General features: G+C 61.6%; 3 protein-coding genes. 1 reads left to right on the top strand and 2 read right to left on the bottom strand.

From position 1 onward, the window contains the following. The first annotated feature begins 4 nt into the window (after positions 1 to 4). Positions 5 to 17,608, top strand: a complete 17,604-nt coding sequence (locus tag HU764_RS19215; protein ID WP_217835011.1) for a non-ribosomal peptide synthase/polyketide synthase — start codon at positions 5 to 7, stop codon at positions 17,606 to 17,608. 193 nt (positions 17,609 to 17,801) lie between these two features. Here HU764_RS19215 and HU764_RS19210 read toward each other — a convergent pair whose 3' ends face one another. Both HU764_RS19210 and pvdO read right to left on the bottom strand, forming a co-directional pair. Beyond that, a complete protein-coding gene (locus HU764_RS19210) occupies positions 17,802 to 20,258 on the bottom strand; it encodes a TonB-dependent siderophore receptor (RefSeq protein ID WP_186681969.1) in 2,457 nt (818 codons plus the stop codon). A 124-nt stretch (positions 20,259 to 20,382) separates the two neighbouring features. Beyond that, positions 20,383 to 21,243: a dihydropyoverdine dehydrogenase gene (gene pvdO / locus HU764_RS19205; protein WP_186681967.1), complete on the bottom strand. Its 861-nt coding sequence runs from the start codon at positions 21,241 to 21,243 to the stop codon at positions 20,383 to 20,385. Between the last annotated feature and the right edge of the window lie 260 nt (positions 21,244 to 21,503).

Below are 21,503 nucleotides of genomic sequence, written 5' to 3'. Positions count from 1 at the left end.
AAACTTGGAACTGGTAAAACGCTTCATTGGCCTGCCCCTGCCGCAGCGCAAGCTCTTTCTTGAAAAGCTCGCATCGAAGGGCATGAGCCTTGCGCAGTTACCGATTCCGCAGAGCCGTGGCGGTGTCGACCCGATACCGCTTTCCTTTGCTCAGCAAAGGCAATGGTTCCTTTGGCAGCTGGAGCCGCAAAGTTCTGCCTATAACATTCCTGCTGCCTTGAAGTTCACCGGTGCACTGGACATCAGCGCTTTGCAGCGCAGTTTCGAGTCGTTGATCGCCCGCCACGAAACGCTGCGTACCACCTTCCGGCTGGAGGGTGAACAGGCGGTACAGGTCCTTCATCCGCACATGCCGTTCGCGCTGGTCGTGGAGCCTGTCGAGGCCTCCGCGACTTCTGTTCGAGCCTGCCTTGAAGCTGAGGCCCAGCTGCCCTTCGACCTGGAACATGGGCCACTGATGCGGGCCAGGCTGTTGCAGTTGGGGGCGCAAGAGCACGTGCTCACACTGACGTTGCACCACATCGTGGCTGACGGGTGGTCCTTGCCGGTGATGGTGCAAGACCTGGTCAAGCTTTATGAAGGGTTCAGCCAAGGCCGCGACGTGCAGTTGCCGGCGTTGCCGATCCAGTACGCCGACTACGCCATTTGGCAGCGGGCCTGGATGCAGGCAGGTGAACAGGACCGGCAACTTACCTACTGGAAAGCACAGTTGGGTGATGAGCAACCGGTGCTGGAGTTGCCGACTGATCGTCCTCGCCCGGCGGTCCACAGCCAACAGGGCGCACGGTTGGAAATCCCTTTGGACGGGGAACTGGTCGGTTCGCTCAAGCAATTGGCGCAGCAGCAGGGCGTGACACCGTTCATGCTGCTGCTCGCCAGCTTTCAAACGCTGCTGCACCGCTACTCAGGGCAGGCGGATATCCGCGTGGGCGTTCCGATCGCAAACCGCAACCGTGCCGAGACGGAGCGCCTGGCGGGCTTCTTCGTCAATACCCAGGTGCTGCGTGCCGAGTTCGACCTGAGCATCACCTTTACCGAGCTGCTGGAGCAAGTCAGGCAGCGTGCTTTGGGCGCGCAGGCGCATCAGGATTTGCCTTTCGAACAACTGGTCGAAGCTTTGCAGCCGGAGCGCAGCCTCAGCCACAGCCCGTTGTTCCAGGTGATGTACAACCACCAGACCGAGACCAAAAAAAGCGAAGGGCGCAACCTGCCTGGCCTGCTGATGGAGGAGTTGGCGGCTGAGAGCCATGTGGCCAAGTTCGACCTCGCACTGGACACGTTCGAGCACGAAGCGGGTATCAGCGCGGCGTTGACGTATGCGACCGATCTGTTCGACGCGGCCACCATTGAGCGCATGGCAGGGCACTGGCTCAACTTGCTCGTCAGCATCGCAGGGCAGCCGCACCAGCCTGTTGCAGGCTTGTCGATGCTGAGCCCGCAAGAGCAGCAACGCGTCATCAGCGACTGGAACAGCACGCAAGCGGATTACCCTGCCGATAAAGCCATGCACCAATTGTTCGAAGCTCAGGTGCGTGTGTCACCCGACGCCCCGGCCTTGTTGTTTGGCGAACAGGTGTTGAGTTATGCAACGCTGAACGAACGGGCCAACCAGTTGGCGCACAGGCTTCGTGAGCAGGGGGTAGGCCCGGATGTGCTGGTGGGCATCGCTATGGAGCGCAGCCCTGAAATGGTGGTTGGCCTACTGGCGATACTCAAGGCGGGTGGCGCCTATGTGCCGCTCGATCCTGAATACCCGCAGGACCGTATCGAGTACATGCTCGAGGACAGCGAGTCGGTCTTGCTGTTGTCCCAGTCGCACCTGCTTGCGCGCATGCCTGAGGAGTTCCATGCCAGGACCTTGTTGCTGGATCAGTTGTCGTTGCAGGCATACCCGGTAACCGATCCGGTCTGCCTGACCGAACCGGGCAATTTGGCCTACAGCATCTATACCTCTGGGTCCACAGGCAAACCCAAGGGTGTTCTGATCGAGCACCGCAACGTAACGGCGCTGATTGGTTGGGCACTGACGGTTTACAGCCAAGAGGACCTGTGCGGTGTGCTGGCCTCGACCTCGATCTGTTTCGACCTGTCGGTGTGGGAGCTGTTCGTCACGCTGTCGGCCGGAGGCTACGCGGTGCTTGCTGCCAACGCGCTGGAGCTGCCACACCTGGCGGCCAAAGACCGCGTACGCCTCGTCAACACCGTACCTTCGGCAATCAAGATGCTGCTTGAGACCGATGCCCTGCCGGCAACCGTTCGCACCATCAACCTTGCCGGGGAAGCGCTGAAGCAGTCGCTGGTCGACGATTTGTACGCGACCGGGCATGTGCAACAGGTTTATGACCTGTACGGCCCTTCCGAGGACACGACCTACTCCACCTTTACCCTGCGTTGCGCCAATGGCAAAGCCAACATTGGCCGGCCGATCGCCAACAGTGCGGTTTATCTGCTGAGTGAAGCGGTAATGCCGGTACCGGTAGGTGTTAACGGCGAGCTGTACATGGCCGGTGCGGGGTTGGCACGGGGTTATCTCGGCCGCCCAGGCCTGACAGCCGAACGCTTCATTCCCGACCCGTTCGATGAGCAGGGCGGCGGCAGGATGTACCGTACCGGCGACCTCGCCCGCTACCAGGAAGACGGGTTGATCGAGTATGCCGGTCGCATCGATCACCAGGTGAAGATTCGTGGCTTCCGTATCGAACTGGGTGAGATCGAGGCGCGGCTGCAGGCCCAGGAGGCCGTCCGCGAAGCGGTCCTGTTGGCTCAGGATGGCCCAAGTGGCAAGCAATTGGTGGGCTATGTGGTACCGGCCGATGATGCCGTGATGCACACACTCGAGCAGCAGTCAGCGCTGCGTGATGCGTTGCGTGGCCAGCTCAAGCAAAGCCTGCCGGAGTACATGGTCCCGGCGCAGCTTGTGTTCCTCAAAGCGTTGCCGCTGACGCCCAATGGCAAGCTGGATCGCAAGGCGCTTCCGCAGCCCGATATCAGCGTGTTCCAAGCCCAGTACCTTGAGCCTCGTACCGAACTGGAACGCAGTATTGCTGCGGTCTGGGCGGGTGTGCTGAAACTGGAAAAGGTCGGGCTGACCGATAACTTCTTCGAGTTGGGTGGCGACTCGATCATTTCCTTGCAGGTTGTCAGCCGTGCGCGCCAGGCAGGCATCCAGTTCACGCCCAAGCAATTGTTCCAATTCCAGACCGTACAAGGCTTGGCATCGGTTGCGCGGTGTGCCGATAACGTTGTCATCGACCAAGGCGCAGTCACCGGCACCTCGCCGCTGACACCTGTTCAGCACTGGTTCTTCGATCAGGCGATGCCCCAGCCTGAGCACTGGAACCAGTCGGTACTGCTGGCACCCAGCGTAAGCATCGACCCGCAGCATCTGAGTGCCGCACTGCAACACGTGCTGCAGCACCACGACGCGCTGCGCCTGGGTTTTGATCAGGCAGGCGGACGTTGGCAAGGCACGTTCAACGATGTCGATACCCAGGACGTGCTGTGGCATCGCTCGTTCAGCGACATGGACGCGCTTTTGCGCGCGGCCAGTGATGCGCAGCGCAGTTTCACGCTCGGTGGCCCCTTGATGCGGGTATTGCTGGGCACGTTGCCTGATGGTGACCAACGGCTGCTATTGGTGGTCCATCACCTGGTCGTTGACGGTGTGTCATGGCGCGTACTGCTTGAGGATCTGCAGCAGGCCTATCTGTCAGTCTCGGCCGGCCAGCCTGTCGAATTGCCTGCCAAGACCAGCGCCTACAAGGCTTGGGCCGAACGGCTGCAGGCGTACGGCAAAAGCGCCGATCTGGCTCAGGAGCTGAGCTACTGGCACGCACAGTTGCAGCATGCTGACGACGATTTGCCCCGTGATCATCTGCAAGGCGGTAACCAGGTCAGGCACGCCGCCTACGCAAGCACCCATCTGGATGCACAGTGGACGCGCAAGCTTTTGCATGAAGCGCCCATGGCCTACCGCACCCAGATCAATGACCTGCTGCTCGCAGCGCTGGCGCGTGTGGTGGCCCGTTGGACCGGGCGGACTAACGTACTGGTGCGCCTGGAAGGGCATGGCCGTGAGGACGTGTTCGACGACCTGGACCTGACGCGCACCGTGGGTTGGTTCACCAGCATCTATCCGGTGACCTTGACCGCTCAGGCGCAACTCGACAGCTCGATCAAGGTCATCAAGGAGCAACTGCGGGCAGTCCCCAACAAGGGTATTGGATACGGGCTGCTGCGCTATCTTGGCAGCGATGACAGCCGGCAGGTGCTGGAGAGCCTGCCGCAGGGTGAAATTGTCTTCAACTACCTGGGGCAATTCGACGGCAGTTTCCAGGAGCAAGACAGCGTCTTCACGCCAGCCAAGGAGGATGGCGGGGCCAATCAAAGCGAAGAGGCACCCTTGGGCAGCCTGTTGGCACTGAACGGGAAGGTTTATGCGGGCGAGCTGAAAATGGGGTGGACCTTCAGCCGGGAACTGTTCGACGCGTCGACCATTCAGCGCTTGGCTGATGAGTATGCCCAGGAACTGAAGGCGCTGATCACCCATTGCTGCCAGGCGGCCAATCGCGGGGTCACGCCTTCGGATTTCCCGCTGGCCCGCTTGAGCCAGGCCGAACTGGACAGCCTGCCGGTACCCGCCGCCGAGATCGCCGATATCTACCCGCTGGCACCCATGCAGCAGGGCATGTTGTTCCATACGCTGTACGAGCAGTCGGCCGGCAACTACATCAACCAGCTCCGTGTAGACGTGGACGGGTTGGACGTGGAGCGCTTCAAGCATGCCTGGCAGGGCGCGCTGGGGGCGTACGATATTTTGCGAACCGGTTTCGTCTGGCAGGGAGACCTGGACCACGCGGTGCAGATCGTACGCAAGCACGTCGAGCTGCCGTTCACTGAACAGGATTGGCGCAATCAGCCAACGGCAGATCAAGCGTTGGACGCGTTGGCCGAGCGTGAGCGACAACGCGGCTTCGTGCTGGATGCAGCCCCCTTGTTGCGTCTGGTGTTGGTGCGTACCGGTGAGCAACGTCATCATCTGATCTGCACGCATCATCACATCCTGATGGATGGCTGGAGTACGTCGCGTCTGTTGGGGGAAGTGCTGCAGCGCTATGCCGGTCAGGCACTGCCGACCCAGAGCGCGCATTACCGCGAATACATCGCGTGGTTGCAGCGCCAGGATGCGGTTGCCGCTGAAACCTTCTGGAAGGAGCAATTGACGGCGCTGGAACAACCGACGCGTCTGGTGCATGCCATACGCATGGCGCCGGGTGAGCAGGCTTCGGGTCACGCAGCCTTCCACCAGGTTTTCGACCGCGAGCAGACCGCACGTGTCGAAGCGTTCGCCCGAGCTAACCGCGTCACGGTCAATACGCTGATGCAATCTGCGTGGATGCTGCTTCTGCACCGCTATACGGGGCAATCGACCGTGTGCTTCGGCGCTACGGTAGCAGGGCGACCGGCTGACCTGCCCGGTGTGGAGGAACAGATCGGCTTGTTCATCAACACCTTGCCTGTGATCGGTTCCCCTCGCGTGGAGCAGACGGTGGCTGAGTGGATCAACCAGGTGCAAGCGAGCAACCTTGCCCTGCGTGAGTTCGAGCACACGCCGTTGTACGAGGTGCAGCGCTGGGCTGGCCTGGGCGGTGAGGCACTGTTCGACAACCTCTTGGTGTTCGAGAGCTATCCGGTATCCGAAGCCCTCCAGCAAGGCGCGCCGGCCGGCTTGCAGTTTGGGGAGGTGGCAAACCGGGAGCAGACCAACTACCCCCTCAGCGTGGCAATCGGGCTCGGCAATGTGCTGTCCGTCCGCTACACCCATGATCGAACGCTGTGGAGTACGCAAGCGATCCAAGGGGTCGCCAGCCACTTCGCCAATCTGCTCGAGGCGCTCGTCGACAATGCCACCACGGCACTGGGCGACCTGCCTCTGCTGGATCCGCAAGCAGCTCGCCTGATGGTCTCGGACTGGAACTGCCAAGCCGCCGTCAGCACCGATGAGCGGAGTGTCAGCCAGTTGATCGAAGCGCAGGTAGCACAGACGCCTGATGCCGTGGCAGTGCTTTTCGAGGGGCAGTCGTTGAGCTATGCCGAGCTGAACCTCAGGGCTAACCAACTGGCAGGCCGGTTGCGTGAGCTGGGTGTAGGCCCTGATGTGCTGGTCGGTATCGCCATGGCGCGCAGCCTGGAGATGGTGGTGGGGTTGCTGGCTGTGCTCAAGGCGGGCGGCGCCTATGTGCCGCTGGACCCGGACTACCCCCAGGACCGCTTGGCCTACATGCTCGAGGACAGTGATGTTCAGCTGGTGCTGACGCAGGCATCATCGGTTGCGCACGTACCGGTGCCAGCGCGGATGCACTGCGTTGTCGTCGACCGACACGATGAATTTGCAGGTTACCCAGGCGAGAACCTGACGCAAACCAGCGTCGCGCAGAACCTGGCCTACGTCATTTACACCTCTGGCTCGACCGGCAAACCGAAAGGTGCAGGCGTTGATCAGCAAGCACTCTGTGGTCGCCTGCTCTGGATGCAGAACGCCTATGGCCTCAACGAGCACGATGTGGTCCTGCAAAAAACATCGTTCAGCTTTGACGTGTCCGTGTGGGAGCTGCTCTGGCCATTGACCTGTGGTGCCAAGGTGCTGCTGGCACGGCAGGGTGATCAGCGTGACCCGGCGCTTCTGATCGACCTGATTCGTGCCCACGGCGTCACGACGCTGCACTTCATTCCGTCCATGCTCAAAAGTTTCCTAGACGCGGAGCACGTTGCCCACTGCCATAGCCTGAAGCGTTTGTTCTCTGGTGGCGAGGCCATCACCCATGACCTGCTCAACAGGGCCCTGGAGTGCTTGCCGCACGTGGCAATCTACAACCGTTACGGCCCGGTCGAGGCGACGATCAATGCGACTCACAGTGAGCGTTTGAGCGTTCGGCAGGGCGACGTCGAGATCGGCAAGGCGCTGCCTGATACGCGGATCCATATCCTCGACTCGGGCCTCAATCCGGTGCCGGTTGGCGTCTGTGGAGAGCTGTACATCGGTGGTAAAGCCCTGGCACGCGGTTATCACCGCAAGGCCCAGCTCTCGGCAGAACGGTTCATCCCCGATCCGTTTGGAGCCCCGGAGGGTGAGCGCCTGTACCGCACCGGTGACCTGGCGCGCTACCGCATCGATGGGGTCGTCGAGTACGTCGGGCGTATTGACCATCAGGTGAAAATTCGCGGTTTCCGTATCGAACTCGGTGAAATCGAAGCGCGCCTGCAGGCGTTACCAGGGGTGCGTCAAGCCGTGGTATTGGCTCAGCCAGGGCCGCAGGGACACCAGTTGGTGGGTTATGTGGTGCCGACCGAGCCATCGGTGATGCAAGGCGGCTCTGATACTCAGTCGACGCTGCGTGATGCCCTGCGGGTCGAACTCAAGGCCGCACTGCCTGAATACATGGTGCCTGCACACTTGCTGTTCCTGGATCAGCTGCCGCTGTCGCCGAATGGCAAGCTGGACCGCAAAGCCCTGCCACACGCGGATGCCAGCCTGTTACAGCAGGCCTACCTCGAACCGCAAACGGACCTGCAGCGTACGATTGCAGTGATCTGGGCGGACGTATTGAAACTGGACAAGGTGGGGCTGGCCGACAACTTCTTCGAGTTGGGCGGCGACTCGATCATTTCCTTGCAAGTGGTCAGCCGGGCACGTCAGGCCGGCATTCAATTCACGCCCAAGGAGTTGTTCGAGCACCAGACGGTACAGGGGCTGGCATCGGTTGCCCGGTTGTCGGCAGGCTTGAGCATCGACCAAGGCCTGGTCGTGGGCGAGATGCAGCTGACCCCGATCCAGCGTCGCTTCTTCGATGCGGATATCCCCGAGCGCCATCACTGGAACCAGTCGTTGCTGCTCACGCCGAATACCGCACTGGAAGCGGATCGACTGAATGCGGCGTTGCACGCGTTGCTTGCGCATCACGATGCGCTGCGTTTGCAGTTCGCACCGTCAGGTGGCAATTGGTCGGCCAGCTTCGGCACAGCAGCGCCGTCAACGTTGTTGTGGACCCGTACGCTGCGCGACGACGAAGCGCTGCGCGGGCTTGTCGACGAGGCGCAACGCAGCCTCGACCTGGAACAAGGGCCGTTAATGCGTGCGGTGCTCGCGTTGCTGCCTGATGGTAGCCAGCGGTTGCTGCTGGTGATCCACCACCTGGTCGTGGACGGTGTTTCATGGCGGGTATTGCTGGAAGACTTGCAACAGGCCTATGCCTCGTTGGGCTCCGGCCAAGCGCCGAGCTTGCCGGCCAAGACCAGTTCGTTCCAGGCCTGGGCCCAACGCTTGCAGGCCTATGCCAGCAGCGTCGAGCTGGCGCATGAGGTCAGCTATTGGCAAGGTAGCCTGCAAACGGCACGAGGCGCGTCGTTGCCTGTGGACCATCCGGGTGGCGAAAACCTGGTCAGGCATGCCGCCTCGGTGACGACCCGTCTGGATAAAACCTGCACCCGTCAGCTCTTGCAGGATGCGCCAGCGGCCTATCGCACGCAGATCAACGACTTGTTGCTGACCGCGCTGGCGCGGGTGCTTAGCCGCTGGATAGGGCAGCCGGACGTAGTAGTTCGTTTGGAAGGGCATGGACGGGAGGATGTGTTCGATGACCTCGATCTGACCCGCACCGTTGGATGGTTCACCAGTGTTTATCCGGTGAAATTGACCCCGAGCGCTGGGATGGCCGATTCGGTCAAAGCGATCAAAGAGCAACTGCGCGCGGTGCCTGAAAAAGGCATGGGTTATGGTGTGCTGCGCTTCCTGGGGAGTGACGAACAGCGTCAGGCACTGGCGCAGTTGCCACAGGGTGAGATTGTCTTCAACTACTTGGGCCAGTTCGACGGCAGCTTCGGCGATGAGGCAGGCCTGTTCGTTCCCGCTAAAGAGTACAGCGGTGATACCCATGACCAAGCCGCGCCACTGAGCAATCTGCTGGCAATCAACGGTCAGGTGTATGCCGGTGAGCTCAAACTTGGCTGGACCTTCAGCAGTGCGTTGTTCGATGCGTCGACGGTGCAACGCCTGGCCGACGAGTACGCTGAAGAACTCAAGGCGTTGATTGCCCATTGCTGCGTACCCGGGCATCGCGGGTTCACCCCGTCGGACTTCCCGCTGGCACGTTTGAGCCAGGTACAGCTGGACCACCTGCCCGTGGCGGCGGCTTCGATCGCCGATGTCTATCCATTGTCGCCGATGCAGCAGGGCATGCTGTTCCACACGCTCTACGACCAACAGGCCGGCAACTACATCAACCAGTTGCGCGTCGATGTCGAGGGGCTGGATGTACTGCGCTTCAAGCAGGCCTGGCAGGCGGCGTTGGATGCGCACGACATTCTGCGCACCGGGTTTGTCTGGGAAGGGGACCTGGACCAGGCGATGCAGGTGGTCCGAAAGCAGGTGACGCTGCCGTTCAGCGAGCACGACTGGCGTGGAGCACCAGCGCTCGAAGCGGCGCTGCAAGCATTGGCCGAAGACGAGCGTCAGCGTGGTTTTGCGCTTGATGAGCCGGCGCTACTGCGCCTGGTGCTGGTCCGTATCGACGATGACCGTTACCACCTGATCTATACCAACCACCATATTTTGATGGATGGCTGGAGCACGTCGCGCCTGCTGGGCGAAGTCCTGCAGCGTTATGCTGGCCCGACGACCGGGTTCCAGGCCACGCACTATCGGGATTACATCGCCTGGCTGCAACGTCAGGATACGGCAGTTGCCCAAGCCTTCTGGCAAGCCCAGTTGGCCGCGCTCGACGAGCCGACGCGCCTGGCCCAGGCCATTGCCGGTTGCGCAGGCGATGCCGGCAGCGGCTACGGTGATCATCGCCTGGCCCTCGATGCCGAGCAGACCGCCCGCATCGAAGCCTTCGCCCGGGCTAACCGCGTCACCGTCAACACCCTGGTGCAATCGGCCTGGCTGCTGCTGTTGCAGCGCTATACCGGCCAGGCCAGTGTCTGCTTCGGCGCCACCGTGGCCGGCCGCCCGGCAGATTTGCCAGGCGTTGAGGAGCAGATCGGCCTGTTCATCAACACCCTGCCGGTGATTGGTGCACCCCGTGCCGAGCAGCGTGTCGGCGAGTGGATCGCCCAGGTTCAAGGCTGCAACCTGGCGTTGCGCGAGTTCGAGCACACCCCGCTGTACGACGTGCAGCGCTGGGCCGGGCAGGGCGGTGACGCGCTGTTCGACAGCATTCTGGTGTTCGAAAACTACCCGGTGTCCGAGGCGCTGCAACAAGGCGCGCCCGGGCGCTTGCGCTTTGGCAACGTGGCCGTACAGGAGCAAACCAACTACCCACTGACCCTGGTGGTTGAGCTGGGTAGCAGCCTGGCGATGCACTACAACCACGACCGTACGCGGTGGAGCGACGAGACCATTGGCCGCCTGGCGGCCAACTTTGCGGATTTGCTGCAGGCACTGGTCGCGGATGCGGATGCAGCAGTCGGCGAGCTGCCGATGCTGAGCCTGCAAGAGCAGCAGTTGATGGTCGAAGGCTGGAACGACACCGCCGCGACGTACCCGAATGAGCGCAGCATCCACTCACTGATCGAAGCCCAGGTGTTCGCCACCCCGGACGCCCCGGCGTTGATGTTTGGTGAGCAGACCCTGAGCTACGCCGAACTCAACGGCAAAGCCAACCAGCTGGCGCACAAGCTGCGGGAACTGGGCGTGGGCCCTGACGTGCTGGTAGGCATCGCCATGGAGCGCAGCCTGGAGATGGTTATCGGCTTGCTGGGTATCGTCAAAGCCGGTGGCGCCTATGTGCCGCTGGACCCGGAGTACCCGCAGGACCGCCTCAGCTACATGTTCGAAGACAGCGGCATTGCCTTGCTGCTGACCCAGTCGCACCTGCGCGATGCCTTGCCGATCCCGGCTGGCCTGCGCAGCCTTGATCTGGATGTCGAGGATTTGACCGGCTACAGCGATGCCAACCCAGGTATCGACGTGGCGCCGCTGAACCTTGCCTACGTGATCTACACCTCCGGCTCCACCGGCCGCCCGAAAGGCGCCGGCAACAGCCACCAGGCACTGGTCAACCGCCTGTGGTGGATGCAGAAAGCCTATGGCCTGGACGCCAGTGACAGCGTGCTGCAGAAAACCCCGTTCAGCTTCGACGTGTCGGTGTGGGAGTTCTTCTGGCCGCTGATGACCGGTGCGCGCCTGGTCATGGCCCAGCCGGGTGCCCACCGCGACCCGCAGCTGCTGGTCGACACCATCAACCAGTACGCCATCAGCACGCTGCACTTCGTGCCGTCGATGCTGCAGGCGTTCATGACCCACGAAGCGGTGGAAAGCTGCCGCAGCCTCAAGCGTGTGGTGTGCAGTGGCGAGGCACTGCCGGCCGAGCTGGCGCGCCAGACCCTGCAGCGCCTGCCAGGGGCGGGCCTGTACAACCTGTACGGCCCGACCGAAGCGGCCATCGACGTCACCCACTGGACCTGCCGCGCGGACGAACGCATCAGCGTGCCGATCGGCCAGCCGATCGACAACCTCAAGACCCACATCCTCGAAGGCAGCCTGCAACCGGCGGTACGCGGCAGTGCCGGCGAGCTGTACCTGGGCGGCGTAGGCCTGGCCCGTGGTTATCACCAGCGCCCGGCGCTGACGGCCGAGCGTTTTGTGCCGGACCCGTTCAGCGACAACGGCGGGCGCCTGTACCGCACCGGTGACCTGGCGCGTTACAACGCCGATGGCGTGATCGACTACGCCGGGCGTCTCGACCACCAGGTGAAGATCCGCGGGTTGCGGATTGAACTGGGTGAAATCGAAGCGCGCCTGCTGGAATTGCCAGCGGTGCAGGAAGCGGTGGTGCTGGCCCAGGACGGGCCGAGCGGTAAACAGTTGGTGGGCTATGTGGTACCCGCCGACAGCACGCAAAACGAGGGCGCGTTGCGCGACAGCCTGCGTGAAGCCCTCAAGGCCGGCCTGCCGGATTACATGGTGCCTACGCACCTGCTGTTGCTGAGCACGCTGCCGGTAACACCGAACGGCAAGCTGGACCGCAAGGCCCTGCCGCAACCGGATGTCAGTTTGCTGCAAGGCGAATACATCGAACCCCAGACCGAAATGGAGCAGCAGATCGCGGCGATCTGGGCAGATGTACTCAGGTTGGAACGCGTCGGCTTGAGTGACAACTTCTTCGAGTTGGGGGGCGACTCTATCGTGTCGCTGCAGGTGGTCAGTCGCGCACGCCTGCAAAACATCCAGTTCACGCCCAAGGAATTGTTCCAGGCTCAAACAGTTCAAGGCCTGGCAGCCGTGGCCCGCCGCGCGGCGAGTGCTGTCATCGATCAAGGGCCGGTAACCGGCGTCACGCCGCTGATACCGATTCAGCACTGGTTCTTCGAGGCGGATATTCCTCAACGACACCACTGGAACCAGTCGGTACTGCTGACACCGAGTGAACGACTGGACTCGGATACGCTGGACGCAGCTTTGCTCGCACTGGTCGAGCACCATGATGTACTGCGCTTGCGCTTCGAGTCGAAGGGGGGCGCCTGGCAAGCCGAGTTCCGCGAAGCGCTACCCCATCAACTGTGGACGCGCTCAGCGGTCAATGCAGACGACCTTCAGCCTCTTGTCGAAGAAGCCCAGCGCAGCTTGAGCCTGGAGCAGGGCCCGCTGGTGCGGGCGGTGCTGGCTAACCTCGCCGATGGCAGCCAACGCGTGCTGCTGGTGATCCACCACCTGGTTGTGGATGGTGTGTCGTGGCGGGTGCTGTTGGAGGATTTGCAACAGGCATACCAAGCACTGCGGGCCGGTAATGCGCTGCGCTTGCCGGCCAAGACCTGCGCGTTCAAAGTCTGGGCGGAGCATGTACAGCGTCATGCCACCAGCCCTGAGTTGCAGGCCGAGCTGGGCTTCTGGCAAACACAACTGCAGGGCGCCAATGACGCGCTGCCGTGTGACAACCCGCAAGGCGAAAACCTGCTCAAACATGCGGCGTCGGTCAGCACCAAATTGGACCGCGAGACCACGCGGCAACTGCTTCAGCAAGCCCCGGTGGCCTATCGCACACAGATCAACGACTTGCTGCTGACTGCGCTGGCCAGGGTAGTGGGCCGTTGGACGGGGCGCCCGGACGTGTTGGTGCGCCTGGAAGGCCATGGTCGGGAAGACCTGTTCGATGGCATCGACCTGAGCCGCACGGTAGGCTGGTTTACCAGCATGTATCCGATCACCTTGCGCCCTCACGCTGGCCTGTCCGACTCGATCAAGGCCATCAAGGAGCAATTGCGCGCAGTACCCAATAAAGGGGTCGGGTATGGTCTGCTGCGATACCTGGGCGGGGACAACGCGCGTGATGTGCTCGCGGCGCTGCCCCAGGGGGAAATCGTGTTCAACTACCTGGGGCAGTTCGACGGTAGCTTTGACGGCGAGTCGGGCCTGTTCGTGCCTGCCAAGGAGTACGCGGGTGCTAACCAGGACGCAGACGCGCCATTGCCCAGCTTGCTGACAGTGAACAGCCAGGTGTATGGCGGCGAATTGAAGGTGAGCTGGAGTTTCAGCCGCGAGCGGTTCGACGAGGCGACACTCAAGCAGCTGGCGGACGCGTATGCCGATGAGTTGAGAGCGTTGGTGGCCCACTGCTGCGAACCGTCCCATCGAGGTGTCACACCCTCGGACTTCCCATTGGCGGGCCTTACCCAGGCTCAGCTGGACAGCTTGCCGGTTGCAGCTGCGGACATTGCCGATCTCTACCCGCTATCCCCGATGCAGCAGGGCATGCTCTTCCACACGCTGCAGGGCTCGGAAGCCGCGCTCTACATCAACCAGACCGCAGTAGAAGTCGAAGGCCTTGAAGTCGAGCGTTTCATCGCGGCCTGGAACCATGTGATTGCGCGCCATGACATCCTGCGTACCGGCTTCTGGTTGTCTGCCAAAGCAGACCAGCCGCTGCAAGTGGTCCATCGCCACGCCACCCTGCCTGTGCAAGTGCTTGACTGGCGCGGCCGTGATGATACCGCCCAGGCATTGCAAGACCTGGCTGCAAGGGAGGCGGCAGAAGGCTTTGACCTGATGGCTGCACCGCTGATGAGGTTGACATTGGTCAAGCTCGAAGACGCACGCTTGCACCTGATCTGGACACGTCATCACATCCTGATGGATGGCTGGAGCAACTCACGCCTGCTGGGCGAGGTGCTGCAGCATTACCACGGTCATGCTGCCAAGGCGCCGCTCGGCCGCTTCGCTGACTACATCCGTTGGCTGGGCGAGCAGCCGCAAAGCGCGCTCGAGACGTTCTGGAGCAGTAAGTTGCAAGGGCTGGAAAGCCCGACGCTGCTGGCGGGCAGCATAGCGCCACAGCCTGATGCCAAGCAGGTTGGCCATGATGCCCTGTATCTGAAATGGGACCGCCAGCAGACTTCGCGTTTACGCGAACAGGCACAGCGTCTGCGCGTCACCCCGAACACCTTGATTCAGGCCACTTGGCTGTTGCTCTTGCAGCGCTATACCGGGCAATCTACGGTGTGCTTCGGGGCCACGGTAGCTGGGCGGCCAGCAGGTTTGGCCGGCGCCGATGAGATGCTCGGGCTGTTCATCAATACCTTGCCAGTGGTGCAGTCAGCACAACCTCATCACGTTGTCGCTGAGTGGGTACGTCAGCTTCAGGCCTACAACCTGGAACTGCGAGACCATGAACATGCTGCCTTGTCTGACGTCCAGCGTTGGGCAGGGCGCGCGGGGCAACCGCTGTTCGACAGCATCGTGGTCTTCGAGAACTATCCAGTCGATGAGCGTCTGCGCGAGGAAGGGGCTGGCACGCTGCGGTTCGGTGAAGTCAGTAGCCGTGACGTGACCAACTATGCCATGGACCTCGCCGTGCACCTGGGCGAGACCTTGTCCGTCGAGTTCCTGTACCTGCGAAACCGCTTGACTCATGCGGCAACGGACATGATCCGCGGCAGCTTTGAGCGCTTGCTCACCGGGATACTGGATAACCCGAACGCAGCGATAGGCAGCCTGGACATGCTCACGCCGATGCAGTCGCTCAAGGCACGCGAGCGCAACCAACTGCAACCTAAGCAACAGGGCCTGCCGTTGCTGGCTGAGCGCATTGCCCAACACGCGGTAGCCAGGCCGCAAGCCGTGGCTGTCATCTGTGCTGGGCAGCAACTGACGTATGCGCAACTGGACGAACGCGCCAACCGCCTTGCGCACCATTTGATCGACCTGGGCGCGCAGCCAGAAGCGACGGTGGGGGTTGCGCTGGAGCGTTCGGTCGAGACGATCGTAGCCTTCCTGGCAGTGATGAAAACCGGCGCGGCCTATGTACCACTGGACATTGACTACCCGCAGGAACGTTTGCAGTGGATCGTGGAGGATTCGCACATGCACCTGCTGCTGACCAGCAGCAGCCTGCGTGAGCGTGTGGGTGACGTACAACACGTGGTGGCACTGGACCAGTTGTCGCTGTCGCGGCGGCCGTCGACTGCACCTCAGCTTCAGGTACAGGAAGACAACCTCGCTTACCTGATCTACACCTCTGGCTCTACCGGCAAGCCGAAAGGTGTGGCGGTAAGCCATGGGCAAATCCGCATGCACTGCCAGGCCATCGCCCAGTTGTATGAGATGGACGAGGCCACGCGCGAGTTGCTGTTCATGTCGTTTGCCTTCGACGGAGCCCAGGAGCGGTGGCTTTCCACCCTGTCCTCCGGTGGTTGCCTGGTGGTTCGCGAGAACCGCTTGTGGACCGCGGAAGAAACCTGGCAGGTGCTGCAGGCACAAAGCATCGATATTGCGTGCTTCCCGCCAGCCTACCTGCAGCAGTTGGCCGAGTTCGCCGAGAGTCAGCCAGAGGCGCCACCTGCGGTACGCATCTATTGCTTCGGCGGGGATGCGGTACCCGATGCCTTGTTCGAATTGGTCAAGCGCACCTTGCAACCGCAGTACTTGACCAATGGTTATGGGCCTACAGAAACGGTAGTGACGCCGATGCTGTGGAAGGTATCGGCACAGCAGCGTTGCGAGGCGGTGTATGCGCCGATCGGTGATCGGGTCGGCCAGCGCACGTTGCATGTACTCGATGATGACCTCAACCCGCTGCCCGAGGGTGTCGCGGGTGAGCTGTACATCGGGGGCGAGGGTGTGGCGCGGGGTTACCACCAGCGCAGTGCCCTGACGGCCGAGCGTTTCGTGGCCGACCCCTTCGCCGAAGGTTCGCGCCTGTATCGGACGGGGGACCGCGTGCGCCGCCGTGCTGACGGGGTGATCGATTTCATTGGGCGACTGGACAGCCAGTTGAAGGTGCGCGGCTTCCGTATCGAACCGGGCGAGATCGAAGCGCGCTTGCGTAACCTGGCCGATGTCAGGGATGCCGTAGTCGTGGCGCGTGAGGGCGCTGCCGGCAAACAGCTGGTCGGGTATGTGGTCACCGGTACGGCCGCAACCGATGCGACGCAGCTGCGTGAGGCGCTTCGTGCCGAGCTGCCTGACTACATGGTGCCTGCGCAGTTGGTGCTGTTGCCGACGCTGCCGCTCACACCTAATGGCAAAATCGATCGCAATGCATTGCCTGCCCCTGAGTTTGCAGCACAGCGGCAGCGGATTGCACCGCGCAATGCCGTGGAGCAGGCCTTGGTGAACATCTGGCAAGAGGTGCTGGGCGTGCAAAGTGTGGGTGTGGACGACAACTTCTTCGAGCTTGGCGGTGACTCGCTGCGGGTGCTCAAGATGTTGTCGAAGGTCCGCGCCAGCGATGATATTCCGATAGAGCTGAAACTGCGGGACGTCATGGCTAAACCGACCATCGGTGAACTCAGTGGCTATGCCGCCGCCGATGAAAGCCTCGATCCTTTGTTGCTGCTCAACAGCCGGGTGCCCGATGTGGCCCCCCTGTTCTGCCTGCACGCGGGCTTTGGTACGGTGTTCGATTATGAACCACTGGCCCGACGCCTGGAGGGGCGCTGCAGCGTATACGGTGTGCAATGCCGAATGCTGCTCGACCGTGACTGGGTGGACGATTCGCTTCAGTCGATGGCCATCGATTACGCCCAGTACATCCGCCAGAAGCAGCCCGAAGGGCCTTACCGCCTGCTGGGTTGGTCGTTGGGGGGGACGCTGGCCGTGCTGGTGGCCCAGGAACTGGAAAGCCAGGGCCAGCAGGTATCGTTGCTCGGGCTGGTCGACAGCTTCATGCCGGGGGCCGAACCAAGTGACGTGCCAGGTGACTGGAGCGATGACCTACGCGGCTTCCTGGGTGTCGTGTTGGGCGTACCCAAGGAACAACTGGCTATTGGCTCAGTGCCAGCCGGTACTGCAACTGCAATGCTGGAGCAGGTGATCGACGAGGTCTGCGCGATGCAGGGTGGGCAGTCAGCGTTTGCCGAAGTCGGCAGCGCTGAATTGGCTCATACATTCACCGTTGCCATGCGGCTGAAGGTGTTGTCGCAAGGGGTCGAGCCGCTTCCGGCCACCCAGGCATTGGCATCGTGCTGGTGGGCAGGCGGCAGCGTGAGCCCTGCCTGGACCCATGCCTATGCTGAAAGCAACGCTGTCTTAGCTGGCCACTATGACATCCTCAAGCATGCAGAGGTGATCGAGAGCCTGGTGGCGAAGTTGAGGGAGGTGGATACGGTCGCGTAGCAACGGCCTTGTAGAAGTACCAAGAGGGGCTATCCGTACGGGATAGCCCCTTTTTGTATGCAGGCGTAAATGGCGCTCGCCTTTGCAAAAGCTGGGCATGAAAAAACGGCGCTCCGGTTAGGGAAGCGCCGTTTTCAACAGGCCTGTCGTGTGGACCGTGGCCGGCTAGACCCGCCTGGCTAGATGAACGCCATCAGAAGTCGTAGCGCAGGTCGAGCGTGGCATTACGCGGAGCACCATAGTGGCCATAACTGCCGGCCATGCCGGAGTAGTACTTTTCGTCGAACAGGTTGTTCACATTCAGCGTTGCCGCCAAGTGGTCGGTGACCTGGTAACGCGCCATCAGGCTGGCCACGGCATAGTCGTCATCCTTGACCTTGGCATTGTTGAAGTTGGTGAACGTCAACGCTTTGCTGGAATCCCAGTTGACGCCACCGCCTACGGTCAGCTTGTCCCAGTTGCCCTGGAAGCGATAAGTGCTCCACAGGCGGAACGTGTCCATGGGCAATTGGGTCGTCAGACGGTCGCCGTCGGCGTTCTCGGTACGGGCATGGCTGTAGCCGGTTTGTACATTCCAGCCAGGCGCGATCTCACCCGCGATTTCAAACTCAAAGCCCTTGGTTTTCGCGCCGTCTACGGCACGGTACGCCTGGCCATTGGTTGGTGTGAGTTGGCCCGGATCAATTTCAGCGAAGTTGTCCCGCTCTACCATGAACACGGCGGCGCTGGTATTCAGGCGGCCATCGAAGAATTCGCCTTTCCACCCCAATTCGTAGTTCTTGCCGACCACAGGCTCGAGTACCTTGCCGTCTTTGTCCATCGACGTCTGCGGCTTGAAGATGTCGGTATAGCTGACATAGACAGACTGTTCAGGGGTCAGGTCGTAGACCAGACCGGCATAGGGGGTAACCTGGCCGGTTTCACGCATCTTGCTGACCGTGTTGGTGTTGGCAATCAGCGAGGTCAGGTCGGAGTCGTAAGTGTATTGCGAAACCCGTGCACCCAGCAGCAGGTGCAGGTCATCGGTAATGTTGAAACGGTTGGCCACGAAGTAACCGCTTTGTCGTGTCTTGATGTTGAAAATCAGAGAGGGCCGGTAGCCATCGCGGGCCAGGTAGTTATCCCAGGTGTAGAAATTGAACGTGGCGATACCACCGGTCTGCGAGTGGTGGTCGTTTTCATATTCGGAATAGTTGTACCCCACGACCAAGTCGTGGGAACGGCCGAACAGCTCGTAAGTGCCGGCGAGGTTGACGTCCAAGCCCTTCTGGGTTTGATCGGCGGAAATCTTTGCCCGTTCGGCGCTTGCAGCGCCGGTTTCCTCGTTCAAGTACGTGACCCCGGACGTGCTGCGGTACCAGCCCAGGTCAGCATCGCGATCGACGTCCATGTAATTGGCCACCACCCTGAGCTTCCAGTCGTTGACCAACTGCTGCTCCAAGGTCGCCGTGTAGTTCATGGTCTCGAAATCATCGTACATCCACCGAGCGCCGGAGCTGGTGGATCGCGAGAAATCGGTTTGCTTGCCATTGGTGAACAGCAGCGGGACACCCGGCGCGCCCGTCGATTTGTACTTCTGGTAGTCGACACCAAAACGCACGAGGGTCGTGTCGGTCAGGTCGGCTTCGACGACACCGTAGAGGATTTCCCGCTTCTGGTCATACCAGTCCATGAACGTGTGGTTGTCTTGCTTGGCCGCAACCATGCGCCCTCGGACGTTACCTGTTTCTGTCAGTGGGCCGGAGACATCGACTTCGCTGCGGTAGTTATCCCAGGATCCAACACTGCCCTTGACATAGGATTTGAACTCGCGGGTCGGCTTCTTGCGGATCAGGTTGATCACGCCGCCAGGCTCGCCGGCACCGGTCATCAGGCCCGTGGCGCCACGGACGATCTCGACCCGGTCATACAGGGCCATGTCCAGTAGCGTACTGGGCATGTTGCGCGTCTGGTTTTCCTGGCTGGTATTGACGCCGTCGAACTGGTAGGTATCGATGGCACTCCCGCGGGCGTAGATGTTGAAGCGCTCCCCGCCATCCTGGGACATGGTGATCCCTGGGGTCTCTTTGAGCACATCGGTGATGGCGCTGAGGTGTTGATCATCCATGCGTTGACGCGTCATCACGGTGACCGATTGAGGCGTTTCACGAAGCGACAGGTTCATCTTCGTGGCTGTACTGGTGATACCTGTGGTGTACGAACCGGTGCCTTCGGTAGTAGCGCCGAGGCCCACGCTATTGACGTTGGTCGCCGAAAGCTCGACCTGGCCTTCCTTTGCGGCCGAACTCGCGGTCACCGTCGCCGAGTTGCCATCGATCTGGTACCTCAACCCCGTCCCTTGCAACAGGATGCGCAGCGATGACGCCAGGTCATGGCGCCCCTTCAGTGCCGAAGAACGCAGCCCGCTGATATCTTGTGGGCTGTACAGCAGTTGAGTATCCGTCTGCTTGGCCAGCGCCTGCAGCGCCGAGTTCATCGACTGCGCGGGAATATCCAGGGTCCATTCCTGTGCCTGCACCTGTGCAACCAGCGCAGAGGACAGCGCCAGGCCCAGGCCAATGCGTGACAGCGCACGCTGGGGGCGAAGGGAATGACGAATCAATAAGGCTTTGGCAAGCGGGTTGAGCGCACTGGGCAATGGCATGGACATCTGTTGCGTTCTCGTTGGCAGAGGGGTTTTTTCTATGTGCTGTATGTGACGCAGCACCTGTGAAAAACCGGAACGATTCTTATTGACTGTTTTTCCGCAGGTGCTGTTAACCGCGTCACAACGTTCAGAGTTCGCGGGCTACGCGAAAGCCGAGGAAGTCGCCACGGGTGGTCTTGAGGCGGTCGTTGCGGTTGGCCGAGCGCGAGAAGATCGGTGGCTCGCCCCAGTCGTTGCCGCGCATGTGCGCGCGGATGCACTTGGGGTCCTGGATCCAGGCGCTGCCGTCGCTAGGGGCGCCTTCGTAGCTTTCGTGGTAGCAGTCGGCGACCCACTCGTAGACGTTGCCGTGCATGTCGTACATGCCGAAGGCATTGGCCGGGTAGCTGCCCACGGGGGCGGTGAAGGTGTAGCCGTCACGGGGGCCGTAGGTGTTGGCGTGCTTGCTGATCTCGTACTTGCCCGGCGCGTCGAACGGGAAGGGGAACGGGCCGGTAGAACCGCCGCGGGCGGCGTATTCACGTTCAGCCTCGCTGACCATGCGGTAGGGCTTGCCGGTTTTTTTTGCCAGCCACACGGTGTAGGCCTGGACTTCGTCGTAGTCGACGCACACCGCAGGTTGGCGGGCCGTTTGTTTGTAGGTGGGCTTGCTGGCTTCGCACCAGCGCCCGGGGCGGTCGTCGCCGCTCTTGATGACGGTGCCGGTGGCCTTGATGTAGGCGTCCAGCTCGCCGGCAGTGACTTGATAGCGGCTCATCGCGAAAGGCTTGGCGAAGGTCACGGTGTGCAGCGGGCCTTCGTCGGGCTGGCGGCCGGCTTCGTCATCGGGTGCGCCCATCACGTAGCTGCCGGCGGGCAGTATCACCATCTCTGGGCAGTCTTTGCAGTCTTGGAATACATCACCTGGCTTGGCCGCGTGGGCGTAGGCGCTGACCAGCAGCAGGCAGGTGATCTGGGCTGGCCGGTAGAGCCAGGCTTTTGCGTTCATGAGTGGTCCTCGGAGCGGGTGAATGCGTGCGGCGTTTCGCATTCAGACGAGCCAAGGCGGTGAAAAATTAACCAACGGCCGCGCCTACAAAGGTCGGTTTAGCCAGTTGCCAGCCAGAAAACGCCGGGCTATAGTCCAGGCCATTGATCTCATCCTGAAGACCTGTTCATGCCAGCCATCCCTTCCACCTCATGCTTTGCCTTCGCGCCAGTCGCGGGCGAGGTCGTGCGTGGAAGCCAGCAGCCGGCCATGATCAGTCA

This window comes from Pseudomonas kermanshahensis (assembly GCF_014269205.2).
In the GTDB taxonomy this organism is placed as follows: domain Bacteria; phylum Pseudomonadota; class Gammaproteobacteria; order Pseudomonadales; family Pseudomonadaceae; genus Aquipseudomonas; species Aquipseudomonas kermanshahensis.
The sequence above is the reverse complement of the archived record's forward strand: the minus strand, read 5'-3'. Positions and strand labels throughout refer to the sequence as shown.